The 16,508-nt window shown below is 67.7% G+C and carries 16 protein-coding genes and 1 pseudogene; 9 read left to right on the top strand and 8 right to left on the bottom strand.

Features of this window, described 5'->3' with window-relative positions; genetic code table 11:
• Positions 1-24 precede the first annotated feature (24 nt).
• A complete protein-coding gene (locus AWC18_RS18365) occupies positions 25-654 on the top strand; it encodes a GNAT family N-acetyltransferase (RefSeq protein WP_076047486.1) in 630 nt (209 codons plus the stop codon).
• On the opposite strand, the gene mbtN is transcribed toward AWC18_RS18365, so the two are convergent.
• The 3 genes and pseudogenes from mbtN to AWC18_RS18350 form a co-directional block, all read right to left on the bottom strand.
• Positions 615-1,790 carry a mycobactin biosynthesis acyl-ACP dehydrogenase MbtN gene (gene mbtN, locus AWC18_RS18360; protein WP_076047485.1) on the bottom strand — a complete coding sequence of 392 codons (1,176 nt, stop codon included), beginning with the start codon at positions 1,788-1,790 and terminating at the stop codon, positions 615-617. The two genes, AWC18_RS18365 and mbtN, sit on opposite strands and share 40 nt — an antisense overlap.
• Positions 1,787-3,373 (bottom strand): long-chain-fatty acid--ACP ligase MbtM, encoded by a 1,587-nt coding sequence (gene mbtM, locus AWC18_RS18355; protein ID WP_085139650.1) that lies wholly within the window; start codon positions 3,371-3,373, stop codon positions 1,787-1,789. Before mbtM ends, mbtN begins: the two co-directional genes overlap by 4 nt.
• Positions 3,370-3,633: pseudogene (locus tag AWC18_RS18350) on the bottom strand (acyl carrier protein); the annotation flags it as partial. The pseudogene AWC18_RS18350 and the gene mbtM, both read right to left, overlap by 4 nt.
• A 168-nt stretch (positions 3,634-3,801) precedes the next feature.
• Here AWC18_RS18350 and AWC18_RS18345 point away from each other — a divergent pair.
• The 5 genes from AWC18_RS18345 to AWC18_RS18325 all read left to right on the top strand — a co-directional run bounded on the left by AWC18_RS18345 (position 3,802) and on the right by AWC18_RS18325 (position 8,975).
• Positions 3,802-4,716, top strand: a complete 915-nt coding sequence (locus tag AWC18_RS18345) for a hypothetical protein (protein ID WP_076047482.1) — start codon at positions 3,802-3,804, stop codon at positions 4,714-4,716.
• Between the two features lie 108 nt (positions 4,717-4,824).
• A complete protein-coding gene (locus AWC18_RS18340; RefSeq protein WP_076050434.1) occupies positions 4,825-5,679 on the top strand; it encodes an SDR family NAD(P)-dependent oxidoreductase in 855 nt (284 codons plus the stop codon).
• An 11-nt stretch (positions 5,680-5,690) separates the two neighbouring features.
• Positions 5,691-6,611, top strand: coding sequence for a reductase (locus AWC18_RS18335; protein ID WP_076050433.1), 921 nt, complete (start codon positions 5,691-5,693; stop codon positions 6,609-6,611).
• A gap of 1 nt (position 6,612) precedes the next feature.
• The gene (locus AWC18_RS18330; RefSeq protein ID WP_085139649.1) at positions 6,613-8,082 is read left to right on the top strand and encodes a flavin-containing monooxygenase; all 1,470 of its coding nucleotides are present in this window, start codon (positions 6,613-6,615) and stop codon (positions 8,080-8,082) included.
• Positions 8,079-8,975, top strand: coding sequence for a MerR family transcriptional regulator (locus AWC18_RS18325; RefSeq protein ID WP_064998407.1), 897 nt, complete (start codon positions 8,079-8,081; stop codon positions 8,973-8,975). Before AWC18_RS18330 ends, AWC18_RS18325 begins: the two co-directional genes overlap by 4 nt.
• 24 nt (positions 8,976-8,999) lie before the next feature.
• Here the strand turns inward: AWC18_RS18325 and AWC18_RS18320 are convergent, their stop codons facing one another.
• The 5 genes from AWC18_RS18320 to AWC18_RS18300 all read right to left on the bottom strand — a co-directional run bounded on the left by AWC18_RS18320 (position 9,000) and on the right by AWC18_RS18300 (position 12,927).
• Positions 9,000-9,269, bottom strand: a complete 270-nt coding sequence (locus AWC18_RS18320; protein ID WP_076050431.1) for a metal-sensitive transcriptional regulator — start codon at positions 9,267-9,269, stop codon at positions 9,000-9,002.
• 69 nt (positions 9,270-9,338) lie between these two features.
• Positions 9,339-10,685: a salicylate synthase gene (locus AWC18_RS18315; protein ID WP_076050430.1), complete on the bottom strand. Its 1,347-nt coding sequence runs from the start codon at positions 10,683-10,685 to the stop codon at positions 9,339-9,341.
• A 93-nt stretch (positions 10,686-10,778) separates the two neighbouring features.
• Complete coding sequence (hemW, locus tag AWC18_RS18310) at positions 10,779-11,960, bottom strand: radical SAM family heme chaperone HemW (RefSeq protein WP_085139648.1); 1,182 nt, start codon at positions 11,958-11,960, stop codon at positions 10,779-10,781.
• Between the two features lie 41 nt (positions 11,961-12,001).
• Positions 12,002-12,391 carry a transglycosylase family protein gene (locus AWC18_RS18305; RefSeq protein WP_085129721.1) on the bottom strand — a complete coding sequence of 130 codons (390 nt, stop codon included), beginning with the start codon at positions 12,389-12,391 and terminating at the stop codon, positions 12,002-12,004.
• Positions 12,388-12,927 (bottom strand): Rv1363c family protein, encoded by a 540-nt coding sequence (locus AWC18_RS18300; RefSeq protein ID WP_234806581.1) that lies wholly within the window; start codon positions 12,925-12,927, stop codon positions 12,388-12,390. The genes AWC18_RS18305 and AWC18_RS18300 overlap by 4 nt, the downstream gene beginning before the upstream one ends.
• A 402-nt stretch (positions 12,928-13,329) precedes the next feature.
• On the opposite strand from AWC18_RS18300, the gene AWC18_RS18295 reads away from it, so the two are divergent.
• From AWC18_RS18295 to AWC18_RS18285, 3 genes are read left to right on the top strand one after another with little or no spacing between them, the layout of a single operon-like run.
• On the top strand, positions 13,330-15,009 hold the full coding sequence (locus AWC18_RS18295; protein ID WP_085139647.1) for a nitrite/sulfite reductase: 1,680 nt from the start codon (positions 13,330-13,332) through the stop codon (positions 15,007-15,009).
• The gene (locus AWC18_RS18290) at positions 15,006-15,749 is read left to right on the top strand and encodes a phosphoadenylyl-sulfate reductase (RefSeq protein ID WP_085139646.1); all 744 of its coding nucleotides are present in this window, start codon (positions 15,006-15,008) and stop codon (positions 15,747-15,749) included. Before AWC18_RS18295 ends, AWC18_RS18290 begins: the two co-directional genes overlap by 4 nt.
• Positions 15,728-16,471 carry a sirohydrochlorin chelatase gene (locus AWC18_RS18285; protein WP_085139645.1) on the top strand — a complete coding sequence of 248 codons (744 nt, stop codon included), beginning with the start codon at positions 15,728-15,730 and terminating at the stop codon, positions 16,469-16,471. The genes AWC18_RS18290 and AWC18_RS18285 overlap by 22 nt, the downstream gene beginning before the upstream one ends.
• Positions 16,472-16,508: the final 37 nt, after the last annotated feature.

Genomic DNA, 16,508 nt, shown 5'->3' with positions numbered 1-16,508 from the left:
CTCGCGGTAGGCTGACCGTTCGTTATGACTGACGCCGCCAACATTGTGCACCGTGAGCTGACGGACATACCCGACGATGTTCGCCGCGTTCCCGCACCGCCCATCCCGGTTCTCGCCGATCCCTACTCGATCCGGGTCGCCGACCCCGACGCCGACGCCGAGATGATCTCTGAGTGGATGAACCGGCCACATCTGGCCGCCACCTGGGAGTCCGCCTGGCCGCCTGAGCGCTGGCACGCCTACCTGAGCGCCTTGGTCGCCGGCACCTTCACCCGCCCCTTGATCGTCAGCCGGAACGAGCAGGACGCCGGTTACATCGAATTGTACCGAGCGTCAAAGGATTCCATCGCCAAGTACTACGCCGCCCACCCCTACGATCTGGGTATGCACGGGGCGGTCGCTGATGTTGCGGCGGTCAATCGGGGGTTCGCGGCGATCCTGCTCCCCCGCGTCATGAGAAGCGTCTTCGAACTCGAACCCCAGTGCCGGCGAATGATGTTCGAGCCGGAGTACCGCAACACGGCTATGCGCAGGCTGGCCGAGTATGTGGGCGGCACCTTTCTCGGGGAACACGACATGGGTTATCGCCGCATGGCGCTCTACGGCGTCCTGCGCTATCCCGAGGACGACCCGCTCTCGAACAACTCGGCATAGCCGTCATAGTCCGGTCGCATCCCTGCCGCGACCAACTCCCACAGCACTTCATCGGTGCCGCCACCGATACGAGCCAGCTTCATGTCCCGCCACCAGCGCCCGATCGGTGTCTCATCGACCAGGTAGCCGGAGCCGCCGAAGATGTGCATGCACTCGGAGAACACCTCTTCGCCGAGCCGGGCCGCGGTGACCTTCATGGCCGCGGCCGTTCGCAGGTCGAGTCGTCCGTCGGCGGCAATGCCGTTGAGAGCATGGCGAAGCATGTCGACTCGGGCCTGCAGGTCGGCCATGCGCATCCGCAGTGCCTGATGTTCGAACAGGGTGGCACCGAATTGCCGGCGGCGCATCATCCGGGCATGGGTGAGCCCCAGCACGAGCTGGCAAGATGCCGCGACCTGCCCGGCTATCGACATGCGCTCGTGCGCCAGCCCCCAGGAGATGGCGGCCAGACCGGTGCCCGGGCGAGCGATCAGCGCATCTGCGGGCACCCAGGTGTCGATATCGACCGCAGCGGTGTCCAGAGGTCCGGCCCCCACCTTGCGATAGGGCTCGTTGACGTGCACTTGGGACATCGGGACCGCGATCACCAGGACGTTGCCGTGCCGGCTGTTCTCGTCGTGGTCCACCCCGCGCGCCACCACGATGATGTGGTCAGCGATCGGCGACAGCGACACAAATTTCTTGCGGCCACGCACTTCGAAACCATCTCGCGCAGAACGAACTTCGGTCTCGACGATCTGCAGGTCCGAACCGCCGGACTCTTCCGAGGCGCCGATGCAGAGCACCGCCTGGCCGGCGATGGCCTGCGCGCAGATTGTCTGCAGATGTTCCGATCGCCCGAATCGGCGCAAGATCGCGATGGCGGAGTCGTGCAGACTCACACCGACACCGATGCCGGCCGACCGCAGCCGGCCCAGTTTGAATGCCAGGGCCACCAGCTTGGCAACGTCGGGATGCGGGCCGTTGCTCCACTTTTCCGCGAACACCCCGCTGCTTCCCAGGCGCTCTATCAGCGCGCGCGGAAAACGCTCGGTGGCTTCGGCTTCCGCGGTCCAGTCCACTACCTGCTGGTCGAAGACCTGATCCAGCAATGCGCGGTAGCCGGCGATATCGGACCCGGCGGTCTCCTCGGTCACTTCAGGCCCTCCAGGTTGCGTTTGACGTCCAGCCGCCGCAGCTTCCCCGACGACGTCCGGGGCAGCGATCCGGGCGCCAGGAACACCACATCTGCGGGCACCACGCCGCACTGTGACGCCACCCGGGAGATCAGGTCGGCGCGTGCGCCGGCCTCGTCGCGGCCGCGGAACTCCGCGGCGATCACCAGTCCCGGGCGGAGGCCGTCCGTGCCGACTGCCACCACTGCACCCTCGCGAACCCCACGCACCTCGGCGGCGACGCGTTCGATCTCGGTGGGAAACACATTGCGTCCGGCGATCGAGATGATCTCTTTGGCCCGGCCACAGACCACCAGCCCGGTGTCGGTGAAGTAGCCGAGGTCGCCGGTGGCAAACCAGGCATCCGGGTCCAGCGCCGGCTGGCCGAGGTATCCCGACATCATCGAGGTGCCGCGGATTTCGATCTCGCCGACCTCGCGCCCGGCCAGTTCCTCGTGGTCGTCGGTCACCGGCCGGATCCGGACCTGCATCCCGGGGATCGGTTGACCGAGTACCGCGTGCCTGCGCACGACGGCGGTGTCATCGCTTGGCGCGCCGGCGATTTCGTCAAACTGAAGACCGACGCCAGGCCGCGGCGCGGTCACCGCGCAGGTGGCTTCGGCCAGGCCGTAGGACGGCATCAGGGCACCGGGGTCCAGACCGAATTTGGCGAGCTCGGTGACGAATCGCTCCAGCCCCGCGCAGTCGACGGGTTCGCCGCCGTTGATGGCGACCCGCAGCCGGCCCAGGTCCACGTCGGGGACGCGCCGGGCGTATTTGCCGATCACGGCGTAGGCGAAGTTGGGTGCGGCCGTCATGGTGGCGCGGCTGTCGTGCAGCCAGCTCAGCCATCGAAACGGCGAGGCGGCGAATGCCGCAGTGGGGGCCAACCACTGTTCCGAGCCGGTCAGCGCCGCGCTGAGCAGGAAAGTCAGCCCCATGTCGTGGTAGAGCGGCAGCCAACTGCAACCGACATCGTCGGCGGGGTCGACGCCGACGTGCGTGCTCAAGCCGGAGACGTTGGCCAGTACCGCGGCCGGTGACAGCTGGGCGGTGCGCGGGGTGCCGGTGGACCCGGCCGTGCCCTGCAATACCGCGGGCACCTCGGTGTTGCCGGTGACCGGATCGACCGAGCGACCGGTGCCGGCAGCTGCGGCGACGTCATCCACCGCCAGGCCGCGACCGCTCTCCTCGGCACGTAGCAGGTCCAACACGGGTCCGTGGCTCAACACGGTGCCGACCCCGATGCCCTGGAAGCGATCCAGCGTTGCCTGCGCCCATTGCCGGGGGTCGGCGCCGCGCACCGGTCCGGGCAGGATCGACAGGCTGCGGCCGGCCAACCACGTCCCCTGGATCGCGGCGACCAGATCTGCGTCCGGCTCTCCGACCAGCCCGACCGCCCCAGCGTCATCGCCGTCCAGGATTCGGGCGGCCACGCTTTCGGCCCGGGCGTGCACCTGCTGCCACGGATGCCGGCTCCATTCGCCCGCGTCGGGGTCGAAGACCACCAGGTCGTGTTCGGACCCGGTCATCGCGCGGGTCAGGGCGTTGGCCAGCACGCTCACGCGTCGGCGGGGGCTTTCGCCCGGATGGCGGCCTCCAGGTCCCCGACCGTGTCGCAGGTCAACAGGTCCTCCTCAGACAGCGCGACACCCAGCCGATCCTCAATGGCGACCATGCCGATGGCGAAGGCCACCGAGTCGAGTCCGACGTCGTCCACCAGCCGCGATTCCGGCGTCACGCGGGTGAGGTCGACCTGCAGGTCGTCTCGCAAGATCTCACGCAGCGCAGCGTTGATGGCATCGGGAGATGAGGCGCTCATGGTGAGGGACGCTACACCAAACCGTTAAGTAAGGTTAGGCTTGCCCTACCTGTGAGCCTGGCCACATATTTAGGCTAGGCTTGCCTATGCATTGCCGTCTGGCTAACGTCAAGCCGCGTTCCACCTAACAGGAACCTCATAAACGATGAGATTCATCATTAAGGAGACGCGATGCAGCTCGCCCTGGCCGGAGGATCAACCGATCCCGGCACCGTATCCACCACCCGGGCCACCGGCCTGCTGGCCGCCGGGATCGCCCTGGCCGGCGCCGGCGTGATTGCCGTCAACCCGGTCGCGCCGCTGGTGTCGCTCGACCACCACCAGCCCGCGATCGAGCTCACCGCAACCACCGCGGAGAACCTCGACTACCTCGCGGACCTGCTCTCCGGCCCGAGCCCGATCTTCTCGGCCATCGGTGAGCTGTCCGGCTACTACGGGCAGGTCGCCAGCAACAGCCTGCAGGGGTCGTGGGACGGTATCGAGGGCATGTGGTCGGGCATCGGCCCGATCCGTGGCCTGGAGAACACCCTGCCGGAGATCATCGACTTCCTCAAAGAAGGTGACGTCACCCACGCCTGGAACCTGATCAACTGGGACATGGTGTTCGGCGCGCAGTACATCTTCCAGCCGCTGTTCAACCACGTGGTCGCCGGCGAAGAGGTCACCGGCATCTTGGGCATCGGCACCGACCTGAGCCAGGTCTGGACCAACGTCATGGACATCTTCGACGACTTCGACTTCTGGAAGGGTGCCGCAAAGTCCATCTGGGAGCCGTTCCTTGGCTTCCAGTTCGCGTTGGCGGAGAACTTCACCTTCAACTCCGACCATGAAGCCCAGAACCCGATCGACGCCTTGCTCAACGGCTACATCGTGTGGGACGAGGACGGCGGCGTTCCCCGGGCGCCGTGGACCGGCCTGCTCACCGAGAACGGCACCTTCGCCTTCCTGTTCGACAAGCTGCCCGAACTGATCGGCAACGCGTTGACCTCCACCATCCCGGTGGCTGACGTCGACGTGGACCTCGGTGACGCAGTGTCGGCCGCCAGCCTGCTCGACTTCAGCTGGCTCACCGACCTGTTCGCCTAGCGGATCGCCCGTCTCGCGCGGGCTGGAGTCATTTCAGCCCGCGCGAGACGCCCCGCGCAGAAAAACCTGCCATTGACTAATGGCACCATTGATTGTTGACTCGGTCACATGATCCTTGGCCGATCGCCCAAACGCAGCCATGGGGCCTCCGCCGTCGTCACCGGCGCCGGAAGCGGTATCGGAGCGGCCTTCGCCGTCGAGCTCGCGCGCCGCGGCAGCGCCGTGGTCTGCAGCGACATCGACGACGAGGCCGCTGCACGCACCGTCGAGGCCATCGCCGGCGCAGGCGGTCGCGCCACCGCCGTGCACTGTGACGTCTCGGCCATCGATGAGGTCGCCGCGCTGGCCGAGGCCGCGCAGTCCTGGTTCGGCCACTCGCCCACCCTGGTGATCAACAACGCCGGTGTCGGCGCCGGCGGGCTGCCGATCGGCGAGATGGCGCTGGACGACTGGAACTGGACGCTGGGCATCAACCTCTGGGGCCCGATCCACGGCTGCCATGTCTTCACGCCGCTGCTGCGCGAGGCCGGCTCCGACCGACCCCGCGGCATCATCAACGTCGCCTCCGCCGCATCGTTCGGCGCCGCCCCGGAGATGGCGGCCTATAACGTCAGCAAGGCCGGCGTGCTGTCGCTGTCGGAGACGCTGGCGGCCGAATTGTCCGGTACCGGAATCGGCGTCACCGTGCTGTGCCCGACGTTCGTCAAGACCAACATCGTCGAATCGGGCCGGGTCACCGCCCAGTCCGGCGAGGCCGCCAACCGGCTGATGCGCTTCGGCTTCTCCGCGGAACGCGTTGCCCGCGACTGCCTGGACACCTACGACCGCGGCGGTCTGTACTGCATGCCGCAGCTGGACGCCAAGATCGGTTGGAGTGTCAAGCGTTTCGCGCCGGAGACATTCACCCGAACCATCGGGCTGGCATTCCGGGCCAGTGCGGCATTGCCAGGTCGGTCCGACTGAAGGAGATCACAATGGCTCTCGACATGGACGTCATGCTCACCAAGATCAAGGACCGGCAGTGGGCACTGGCCGATATCGACTGGGACGCACCGGGAGCCGAGCTGATCCGCCCTGAGATGGTGCCCAAGCTCAAGAAGTTCATGGCCGACCTGTGCTGGATCGAGAACATCGGCGCCCGCGGCTTCGCGGCCATGGCACGCAAGGCCCCAACCGCGACGCTGGCCGAGATCTACCGGTACTTCCACGCTGAGGAGCAGCGCCACGCCAACGCCGAGCTGGCGCTGATGAAGCGTTGGGGCATGCTCGAAGACGGCGAGATGCCCGAACCCAATGTGAATATCCGGCTGGCGATGCAATGGCTCGACGACTACTCCGACGACATGCCGCTGTCGGTACTGGGCACCGTGATCCCGATGCTGGAAGTCGCCCTCGACGGGGCGCTGCTGAAGTTCCTGCTCGACGAGGTCGACGACCCGGTCTGCCACCAGGTGTTCGAGAAGATCAACAACGACGAATCTCGGCACATCGCCGTTGATTTCGAGGTCCTGGAGATGATCGGCCACGCCGACGCCCGCAGGCTGGCCATCGAGTTCGTCGGCACCGTCGCCTCCCCGTCGCTGATCGTCGGTGCGCTGATCTCGATCCCGTTGCTCAATCGGATCCGCAACGAGGTGATCGGCATGGGCTTGGATCCCCAGCGCCTCTACGCCGCCCTGTCTCGCTTTACGCAGTTCGGTGAGCGCGGCGAACATACCCGGCGGGTGCCGGCCTACCAGGTGGTCAAGCGCTACTCCGGCTGGATGGCCAACCCGAACAGCCCATATCACCTCGTGGCCAATCCCGCGGTCTGGCTGTCCGGCTTCTACCCCAGACGGCTGCTCAAACCGATCCCGAGCTGGTTCAAAGAGCTCACCCACGAGCCGGCCGCCTGATATGGCACGCGCACACGTCTACCAGACCCTGATCGTGGGCGCCGGCTTCAGCGGGATCGGTGCGGCGATCAAACTGGCGGAGGCCGGCCTGGCAGACACGGGCGAGATCATCATCCTGGAGCGCAGCGATCGGGTCGGGGGAACCTGGCGCGACACCCGCTATCCGGGTGCCACATGCGACATTCCGTCGCTGCTGTATTCGTTCTCGTTCGTCGCCAACCCGGACTGGTCGCGGGCCTATCCGTCGGCCGGCGAGATCTGTGCGCACATCGAGGAAATGGTGGATCGCTTCGACCTGCGCCGCCACATTCGATTCCGCACCGAGGTCACCAGGCTGACGTTCGATGACGACGAAGGCGTGTGGACGGTGTCCGCCGGGCGCACGAAATTTCGGGCCCGCACCGTGGTGCTCGCCTCGGGCCCTTTGCCGGACTCCAGCTTTCCTGCAATCCGCGGCCTGGACTCCTACACCGGACGCAAGATCCACAGCGCCCGGTGGGACCCCGACTACGACTTCACCGGTAAGAAGGTCGCGGTCGTCGGCACCGGAGCCAGCGCGGTACAGATCATCCCGGAGCTGGTCGACCGAGCCGGTTTCGTCAAAGTCTTTCAACGCACTCCGGGCTGGGTGATCCCCCGTCTGGACGTGGCGATGCCCGCCGCAGTGCAGGGCCTGTTCGCCAAAGTGCCGGCGGCCCAACAGCTTGCTCGCCAAGCACTGTTCTGGGGACATGAGGCCAGCGCCACCGCGCTGGTGTGGAACACCCCGCTCAGCGGCCTGGTGGCCCAGCTGGGCAAGGCGCACCTGCGGGCAACGGTCAAAGACCCGTGGCTGCGCCGTCAGCTCACCCCGGACTTCACCCCCGGCTGCAAGCGCATGCTGGTCTCCAGCGACTACTACCCCGCCCTGCAGCGCGACAACTGCAAGCTGATCTCCTGGCCGATCGCCACGCTCAGCCCGTCAGGCATCCGCACCAGCGACGGCGTGGAACACCAGCTGGACGCCATCGTGTTCGCGACCGGCTACGACGTGCACCTGACCGGCCCGCCGTTCCCGGTCACCGGGCTGGGCGGCCGGTCGCTGGCCACGGACTGGAGCGGTGGCGCCCAGGCCTTCAAGAGCATTCAGACCCACGGCTACCCGAACCTGTTCTTCATGACCGGCCCCAACTCCGGTCCCGGCCACAACTCATTGCTGGTGTACGTCGAAGGACAGATCGACTACGTGGTGCGTGCCGTCAACGCGATCCGCACCAGGAGTCTGCGCTACCTCGACGTACGTGCGGACGTGCAGCGTCGTCACAACGAGCAGATCCAACAGCGACTGCGCAAGACAACCTGGATGTCGGGCTGTCGCAGCTGGTATCTGACCGAGGACGGCTTCAACGCGTCTATGTACCCGGGGTTCGCGACCCAGTACCTTCGGCAGATGCGTAGTTTCCGTCTCGCCGACTACCACGCAGTGGCATGACCGCCGCGGATCGCCCCGCCAAGCCGGACTCCATCGCCGGGGTGCTGGCCAACCTTCGGCGGGTTCCCCGCCGGGTGCGGCGCGAGTCCCGCGAGGTGATCGAGGCCGCGGTCACCCAGCTCTTCGAGATCGTGGTCCGTCATCCGGGCGGCAGCACGGCATCTCGGGAGTACCGGATCGACGAGCTGGCCCGATTGGGCGGCACTACCTCCCGCAACGTGCGGGTATACCGGGACCGGGATCTGCTGCCGCCGCCGCGGCGGGTCGGTCGGATCGCGTTGTACAACGACACCCACCTGACCCGGCTCCGGCTGATCACCTCGATGCTCGACCGCGGCTACACCCTCGCGCACGTCAAGGAGATGATCGGCGCCTGGGAGCAGGGCAAGGATCTCGGCGACATCCTGGGATTGGAAAGCGCGCTCGCCGGCAGCTGGACCACCGAACGGCCCGAGACCATGCCACGGGCGGAGGCCGAGCGCCGGATCGGCGACCCGCCGGCGATGCGGCGACTGGTGGCGCTCGGGGTGATCCGACTCAACGAGGCCGGCTCCGTTGCCACCATCACCCGGCCCAAACTCATCGATGCGTTCAATGAGGTCCGCGGCTACGGGATCGCCATCGACAAGCTCATCGACCTCTACGAGCAGTCCCTGCCGCACATCGATGCGATCAGCCAGATGCTGGTGCGCGCCGGAGCCGAGCATGTCCTGACCCGGATCCAGCCCGGCGCGCCCCTGCCGGCCGACACCGAGATCGCTGAGCTGATCGGCATGCTGGTGCGGCTGCGCACCCAGGCCGTGGCATCGGTCACCGCCACCCTGGCCTCATCGATCGAATCGACCATCGAGTCGATGGTCAGCGGCCTGCTCGCCGACTCCCTACTGCACTGACCGCTCGGCGCGCGCCGGCTCGCCCTAGGCCAGGGCGAGGAACAGCTTCTCGAGCTCCTCTTCGGAGATCGGCGGTCTGCCGCTGGCGGATTCACCGGCCAGGCATTCGCGAAGCCCGCTCGCGACGATTTTGAAGCCCGCCCGGTCCAGCGCCCGCGAGACCGCGGCAAGCTGGGTCACCACGTCCTTGCAGTCGCGGCCGGCTTCGATCATCGCGATCACTCCGGCGAGCTGGCCGTGGGCCCGGCGCAGCCGGTTCAACACCGACTTGACGCTGTCTTCGTCATCGAGCACGTGAGGTCCTTCCCCGAGCCGCCTTCTATACCCTCTAGGGTATAGCACTCCGCGTGTGATGCGGCGGTCTCAGCGGTCGGCGATCAGATACGGCGCCAGGGTGGCCAGCTTCTCGCAGGTCTCCTCGAATTCCCGCTCCGGCCGCGACTCGGCAATGACACCCGCTCCGGCCCGCAACCAGCAGCGCGTACCGTCGTCGTAGGCGGCCCGCAGGGTCAGCGCGGCATCGAGGCCGCCGTCGGCCGAGAACGTCACCACCGCACCGGAGTACAGACCGCGTGGGCACTCGTCGAGCCGCAGGATGGCGTCGATTCCCGCCGATTTGGGAATCCCCGACGCGGTCACCGCCGGGAACAGCGCTTCGAGAGCATCCATCCGATCGCGGGCAGGATCCAGGCGACCCCGCACCGTCGACCCCAGATGCTGAACGCTCCCCCGCTCCCGAACGGTCATGAAGTCGGCGACGACGGTTGTGGCGGGCTCGGCGATCTCAGTGACCTCGTCCACCGAGGTGCGGACCGAGATCGCGTGCTCCACGATCTCTTTGGCGTCGGATTCCAGCTCGGCTCGCACCGCTGCGTCGATCGCGGGATTCCCGGTACGTGCCCGTGTCCCGGCCAGGGGCTCGGTGACCACCACACCATCGCCGCGCACCTGAGCCACCAGCTCCGGGCTGTACCCGAGCGCCCGGATCCCGCCCAGCCGCAACAAGAATGAGCGCGCCGGAGTGTTGTGCCGCCGGCCCAATCGGTAGGTCGAGGGGAAGTCGAGTGCGAACGGCACGTCGACGCAGCGGGACAGGATCACCTTGCGGTAGCCGCCGGCGCGAATCTCCTCGACCGCGTTCGCCACCCGGCCGCGGTAGTCGGCACCGTCGGCGTCGACCACTATCGGTGACGGCTCGGCCAGCGCGGGAATCCCGTCGGCCAACAGCCGCTCCACCACCTCGACCGCGTGGTCGGTGGGGCCGAACATCTCGACCTGCTCAGCGGTGATCACGATGCGGGTCTGCGGCCAGAACACTCGCGCCAGCGCGGTCCCCGGCGCCAGCCGATCCTGCAGCCCGAAGCGGTAGGTGCCGAATTCGAAAGCCACCCAGCCGAATACCTCAGCCGCCTCGAGCAGCAACCGGTCCACTGCCTCGCCGAGAACCGCGGCGGGCCGACCCCGCCAGTGTTCGCGACGTACCACCCCGTCGCGCACCGTGCGCAGCTCGTCGCTGTCCAGTTCGACGGCCGCACGCACCCCGGCGGCCAGGGTCCAGCTTCCGGCCCGCTCATAGAGCAGGTAGTCCTGACCGTCGCGTTCCGGCAGTTCCGCGGCCAGCGCGGCCGCCAGCTCGGCCGGCTCGATGCCCGGCGGCAACGGCACCGACGACGCAGCTTTGACGACTGTTTCGACACCGACCTCGGACACGTTAGTAAATGTAGCCTTACCTACCACGAGATGCGCACCCCACCCCACCGATCCGTCGGTGAGCAGGGCTTTCGCCGCTGGTCGAGGCCCCCGCTAGCCCAGCAGGGAACGCACCACCGCATCGGCCAGGAGCCGACCGCGGTCGGTCAGCACCAGCCGCTGACCGTCGTCGTTCAGCAGTCCGTCGCGGACCGCGGTTGCGGCGCGCTCGCGCTCGCTCTCATCCAGAACCGCCAGCGCCAGCCCCTCACGCATCCGCAGTCGCAGCATCACATCCTCGGTGTGCCGGTCGGTGTCGGAGAGCTCCTCGAAGCCGGCCACCGGCAGCGTGTTGCGCTCCAGCAGTTGCGCGTAGGTGTTGGGGTGTTTGACGTTCCACCAGCGCAGCGCGCCGTCGTAACTGTGCGCGCCCGGGCCCGCGCCCCACCATCGGCCGCCGTTCCAGTAACCCAGGTTGTGCCGGCAGGCCGCGCCGGGCCGGCTCCAGTTGGACACCTCGTACCAGTCCATGCCGGCCGCCCGCAGCTGCCGGTCGACCAGCTCGTAGCGGTGCGCCGCCACGTCGCCCTCGGGGGCGGGCAGCTCTCCACTTCGCACCCGACGTGCCAGCGCGGTGCCGTCTTCCACAATCAGGCTGTAGGCCGACACGTGATCAACGCCGGCCTCGAGCGCGGCGTCCACCGAACGCAGCAGGTCGTCATCGGTCTCGCCGGGGGTGCCGTAGATCAGGTCCATGTTGAGGTGCTCGAACCCCGCGGCGCGGGCCTCCCGTGCGGCCGCCACCGGCCGACCCGGCGAATGAATACGGTCCAGGGTGGCCAACACAAACGGCGACACCGATTGCATGCCCAACGACACCCGGGTGTAGCCGGCGGCCAGAATCGTCTCGAAGAACTCCGGCGACGTCGACTCCGGATTCGCCTCGGTGGTGACCTCGGCGCCGTCGGCCAGCCTGAAGTGTGCGCGGACGCGATCGAGCACGCGCGCCAACCGGACCCCGCCCAGCAGCGACGGCGTTCCGCCTCCGACGAACACCGTGTCGACAGCCGGCGTGCCCAGCCGGGCAGCGGCCAGTTCCAGCTCCTTGTCCAACGCCGTCACCCAGGCATCCGGGTTCGCGCCGCCGAGCTCCGCCGGGGTGTAGGTGTTGAAGTCGCAGTAGCCGCACCGCGAGAAACAGAACGGCACGTGCACATACACCCCGAACGGGCCATCGTCGCCGCGTCGGGCCGTCGCCACCTCGGGCAGCTCTACGGCAGTCGGGGTCGGTGTCATGGGGCCCGATCATCCCATGGAGTGCGGGACGGTGCCGTCAGTCAGTCGGTCGGCGCGCCGGTCCCAGGGGTGTCTGCGTAGAGCGTCGTCACATAGTGGGTCAGCGAGCCGACCGGCGCGCCCGCCGCAGTACTTCCGCGCGACACACATCCCGCCCATGCCCCGGGACCCCGGGCGGCCATGATGCGCTTGGCGACGACGATCTGCTGTTGCCGGGTGGCCTGCGAGGGCAGTCCCACACCGTTGGCGTCCCAATCCGCCGCACTGATCTGCAGCCCGCCGTAACCGGCGCCGGTGGCGGCCGACCAGTTCCCGCCGGACTCGCACAGCGCGATGGCCTCCCAGTCAATGGGGTCGGCGCTGGCCGCACCGGACAATTCGGCCGCGCCTGCCACCAGCACACCGGCCGCAAGCGCTGTGAACTTCCTCATACCAACTCCACCCTGCTGGCCAGCCAGCGACCGTCGACCTTGTCCAGGGTCATCCGGATCCGGGTGTGGTCGAGCACGGGTTCGGGGTTGTCGGCGTTGCGCACGGCCTGGTCGACCAACAACACCACGACGGCGTGGGTGCGGTCGGCGGACTTCAGCACTGCCTCGGCGACGTGGCCGCGCGCCGTCGCCTGATTGTCGATCAGTTGCTGGCGCAACCGCACGCTGGAGCGGGTGTGCATGGTCTGGAACTGACCGGTCGAGCCATCGGTGATGTCGGCGAAGTTGCGATCGATGTTGTCGGCGTCGAAACTGCTGAGCCGCAACACATATGCTTCGGCTGCCGCCAATGCCTGTTCACCGGCGAGGTGAGTTTGGTAATGCTGGACGGCCAGCCATCCGCCGCACCCGACGGTGGCCGCCAATGTCGCCACGGCCAGCCAGCGGCGCAGCTGAGCCCGGCCGCTCGTACGCGACGGCGGGTCGGCGGCCGGCGGTGGATCCCACGCCGGTTCCCATCCGAAGTCGACACTCACCTGTCCCACCCGCCTTCCGATCGGCTGTCCCGCTGCGGTGGCCCGGCCCCGGAGTTTCCTCACCCCCGAACCGTTCCGACCCGCTCCCCGCCCCACCGCCTCAGCATCGGGCCCCAAATGAGTTTTGCTCACGACGATCACAACTTTGCGCCGGTAAGGAAGATTTTTGGCATCCATGGCATAATCGCCCGTGTGACCGCCGCCTACTGCACCTCGTCCGGGGTTGCCTTGGTGGCTCGGCGGCATATCGATCTCAAGCGTGTATGCAGCTGTCGCTGTCTGCCTTGATGTCGTAGAACCGCCCCACCTGTTTTTGCCAGCTGGCCGTCGGATCTGCGCCGCCGGAGACAGTTGCCGGCAGACCGCGCTCGATCCCGCCGGCTCCCCTTTTAAGGAGAATCGATGACCGCCACTCCGACTGCTCCACCGAGCCGGCCCAAGCGCAGTGAGGCCCAGTGGGCGCTCGGCGAGACCGAACCGGTCAACCACAACGAGCAGTTCAAGCAGGAAGACCCGGCGCTGAACGTACAGGCCCGGATCATCGATGTGTACTCCAAGCAGGGGTTCGACTCCATCACCAAGGACGACCTGCGGGGGCGCTTCCGCTGGATGGGCCTCTACACCCAGCGTGAGCAGGGCTATGACGGCACCTTCACCGGCGACGAGAACGCCGACCTGCTCGAGGCCAAGTACTTCATGCTTCGGGTGCGTTGCGACGGCAAGGCGCTGTCGGCCGCCGCGATGCGGACGCTGGGCCAGATCTCGGTCGACTACGCCCGCAACACCGCGGACATCTCCGACCGCAACAACCTGCAGTACCACTGGATCGAGATCGAGAAGGTCCCGGAGATCTGGGACCGGCTGGACGCGGTCGGACTGCAGACCATCGAGGCCTGCGGCGACTGTCCGCGTGGCCTGCTCGGGTCGCCGCTGGCCGGTGAATCGCTCGACGAGGTGCTCGACGCCACGCCCGCGCTCGACGAGATCGTCCGCCGTTACATCGGCAACCCGGAGTTCGCCAACCTGCCGCGCAAGTTCAAGACCGCGGTCTCGGGCCTGCCGGATGTCGCCCACGAGATCAACGACATCTCGTTCATCGGCGTCAACCACCCCGAGCATGGGCCCGGTTTCGACCTGTGGGTCGGCGGCGGCCTGTCCACCAACCCGATGCTGGCTCAGCGCCTGGGCGCGTGGGTGCCGCTGGACGAGGTGCCCGATGTCTGGGAGGGCGTCACCAGCCTGTTCCGTGACTACGGCTACCGCCGGCTGCGTTCCAAGGCGCGGCTGAAGTTCCTGGTCAAGGACTGGGGAGTCGAGAAGTTCCGCGAAGTCCTCGAGACCGACTACCTCAAGCGCCCGCTGATCGACGGGCCGCCCACGCCGCAGCACACCGCGACCGTCGACCACGTCGGGGTGCAGAAGACGCGCAATGGCCTCAACGCGATCGGGGTGGCCCCGATCTCCGGCCGGGTGAACGGCGCCACGCTGCTCAAGGTTGCGGAATTGATGGAGCAGGTCGGTTCCGACCGGGCCCGGTTCACGCCGTACCAGAAGCTGGTCATCCTCGACGTTCCCGACGAGAAGGTCGACGACCTGGTCGCGGAGCTGGATGCCCTGGGACTGCCGGCCAACCCGTCGCCGTGGCGGCGCAACCTGATGGCCTGCACCGGCCTGGAGTTCTGCAAGCTCTCGTTCGTTGAGACCCGGGTGCGGGCCCAGAGCCTGGTCCCCGAACTCGAACAGCGACTCGACGACCTCAACGCCGTGCTGGACGTGCCGATCACGGTCAACATCAACGGATGCCCGAACTCGTGTGCCCGCATCCAGGTGGCCGACATCGGCTTCAAGGGCCAGATGATCGACGACGGCAACGGCAATTCGGTCCCCGGCTTCCAGGTGCACCTCGGCGGCAGCCTGGGCGCCGACAGCGGATTCGGGCGCAAGCTGCGCCAGCACAAGGTTTACAGCGACGACCTGGGCGACTACATCGAGCGGGTGGTGCGCAACTTCATCAAGCAGCGCAACCCTGGCGAACGGTTCGCGCAGTGGGCGGTGCGTGCGGAAGAAGATGATCTGCGGTGAGGCCCCATAGCGAAGCGGAGCTGCGCGAGCTGGCCGCCAAGGGTGCGGCCGAACTCGACGGCGCCAGCGCCACCGAGCTGCTGGAGTGGACGGATGCGAACTTCGGTGGGGTGAACGGGCTCGGAGAGTCAGGTAGCTCTGCCACCAGCTGCAACTACGTGGTGGCCTCCAACATGGCCGACGCGGTGCTCGTCGATCTGGCGGCCAAGGTCCGCGCGGGAGTTCCGGTGCTGTTTCTGGACACCGGCTACCACTTCGCCGAGACCATCGGCACCCGCGACGCGGTGGAAGCGATGTACGACATCACGTTGGTCAACGTCACCCCGGAGCAGACCGTGGTAGAGCAGGACGCCGCCCACGGCAAGGACCTGTTCGGGTCCAATCCGGCGCTGTGCTGCCGGCTGCGCAAGGTCGAGCCGCTGGCCCGCACCCTGAGCGGTTACTCGGCGTGGGTCACCGGGTTGCGCCGGGTGGAAGCGCCGACGCGTGCCAACGCACCGCTGATCAGCTTCGACGAGCAGTTCGGTCTGGTGAAGGTCAACGCGATCGCGGCGTGGTCCGACGAGGAGTTCCACGCCTACATCGCCGCAAACAATGTGCTGGTCAACCCGCTGATCGATGAGGGCTATCCCTCGATCGGCTGCGCTCCCTGCACGATCAAGCCGGCGGCCGGTGCGGATCCGCGCAGCGGTCGCTGGGCAGGGCTGGCCAAAACCGAATGCGGGCTGCACGCCTCGTGAGCACCACCCTGGTACTGACCGCGCACGGCAGCCGGGATCCGCGCGCGGCGGCCAACACCCGTGCGATCGCCGGGCATCTTCGCCGGGTGGCACCCGAGTACGCCGTGCGGGTGGCGTTCTGCGAGCACACCACCCCGAACCTGCGCGAGGTGCTGAGCGAGACCAGCGCCAGACCCGCCCGGGACACCGTGGTGGTGCCCCTGCTACTGGCCAGCGCCTACCACGCCCGAGTCGACATTCCGTCGATGATCGCCGAGTCCGGCGCCGGCGTACGCGTTGCTTCAACGCTGGGCGAGGACAGCCGCCTGGTGCAGGTGCTCGGTGAGCGCCTGTCGCGCGCCGGAGCCTCGCGATTCGACCCGGAGCTGGGCGTGGTGGTGGTGGCGGTGGGCTCGTCGCACGCGGCGACCAATGCGCAGACCGCCACGATCGCCACCCCGCTGTCTCGCGGAACTCGCTGGGCCGGAGTGGAAGTCGCCTTCGCCACCGAAGGTCCCCGGCCATCGATACCCGAGGCGGTCGAGCGCCTGCGGGCACGCGGCGCCACCAAGCTGATGATCGCTCCGTGGTTCTTGGCCCATGGCCGGATCACCGACCGGGTCGCCGCCTACGCAGCGCAGGCGGGGATCCCGATGGCCGAGCCGCTTGGCGCACACCGCCTGGTGGCCGCGACGGTGTTGGACCGCATCGAAGACGTGCTGGCTACCCCGGCAGCCGCCTGACGGGCGCCTGCCGGCCCGGGCCGGCAATCCCGCGCTG

Origin of the sequence: Mycolicibacter nonchromogenicus, assembly GCF_002101775.1 — a bacterium.
In the GTDB taxonomy this organism is placed as follows: domain Bacteria; phylum Actinomycetota; class Actinomycetes; order Mycobacteriales; family Mycobacteriaceae; genus Mycobacterium; species Mycobacterium nonchromogenicum.
This window is presented reverse-complemented; position numbering and strand designations above follow the sequence as displayed.

What these genes read in the sequence shown, in the direction of transcription:
- AWC18_RS18365 (WP_076047486.1), top strand. Translation starts at nt 25, where the DNA reads ATGACTGACGCCGCCAACATTGTGCACCGTGAGCTGACGGACATACCC.
- AWC18_RS18345 (WP_076047482.1), top strand. Translation starts at nt 3,802, where the DNA reads ATGCAGCTCGCCCTGGCCGGAGGATCAACCGATCCCGGCACCGTATCC.
- AWC18_RS18340 (WP_076050434.1), top strand. Translation starts at nt 4,825, where the DNA reads ATGATCCTTGGCCGATCGCCCAAACGCAGCCATGGGGCCTCCGCCGTC.
- AWC18_RS18335 (WP_076050433.1), top strand. Translation starts at nt 5,691, where the DNA reads ATGGCTCTCGACATGGACGTCATGCTCACCAAGATCAAGGACCGGCAG.
- AWC18_RS18330 (WP_085139649.1), top strand. Translation starts at nt 6,613, where the DNA reads ATGGCACGCGCACACGTCTACCAGACCCTGATCGTGGGCGCCGGCTTC.
- AWC18_RS18325 (WP_064998407.1), top strand. Translation starts at nt 8,079, where the DNA reads ATGACCGCCGCGGATCGCCCCGCCAAGCCGGACTCCATCGCCGGGGTG.
- hemW (WP_085139648.1), bottom strand. Translation starts at nt 11,960, where the DNA reads ATGACACCGACCCCGACTGCCGTAGAGCTGCCCGAGGTGGCGACGGCC.
- AWC18_RS18305 (WP_085129721.1), bottom strand. Translation starts at nt 12,391, where the DNA reads ATGAGGAAGTTCACAGCGCTTGCGGCCGGTGTGCTGGTGGCAGGCGCG.
- AWC18_RS18295 (WP_085139647.1), top strand. Translation starts at nt 13,330, where the DNA reads ATGACCGCCACTCCGACTGCTCCACCGAGCCGGCCCAAGCGCAGTGAG.
- AWC18_RS18285 (WP_085139645.1), top strand. Translation starts at nt 15,728, where the DNA reads ATGCGGGCTGCACGCCTCGTGAGCACCACCCTGGTACTGACCGCGCAC.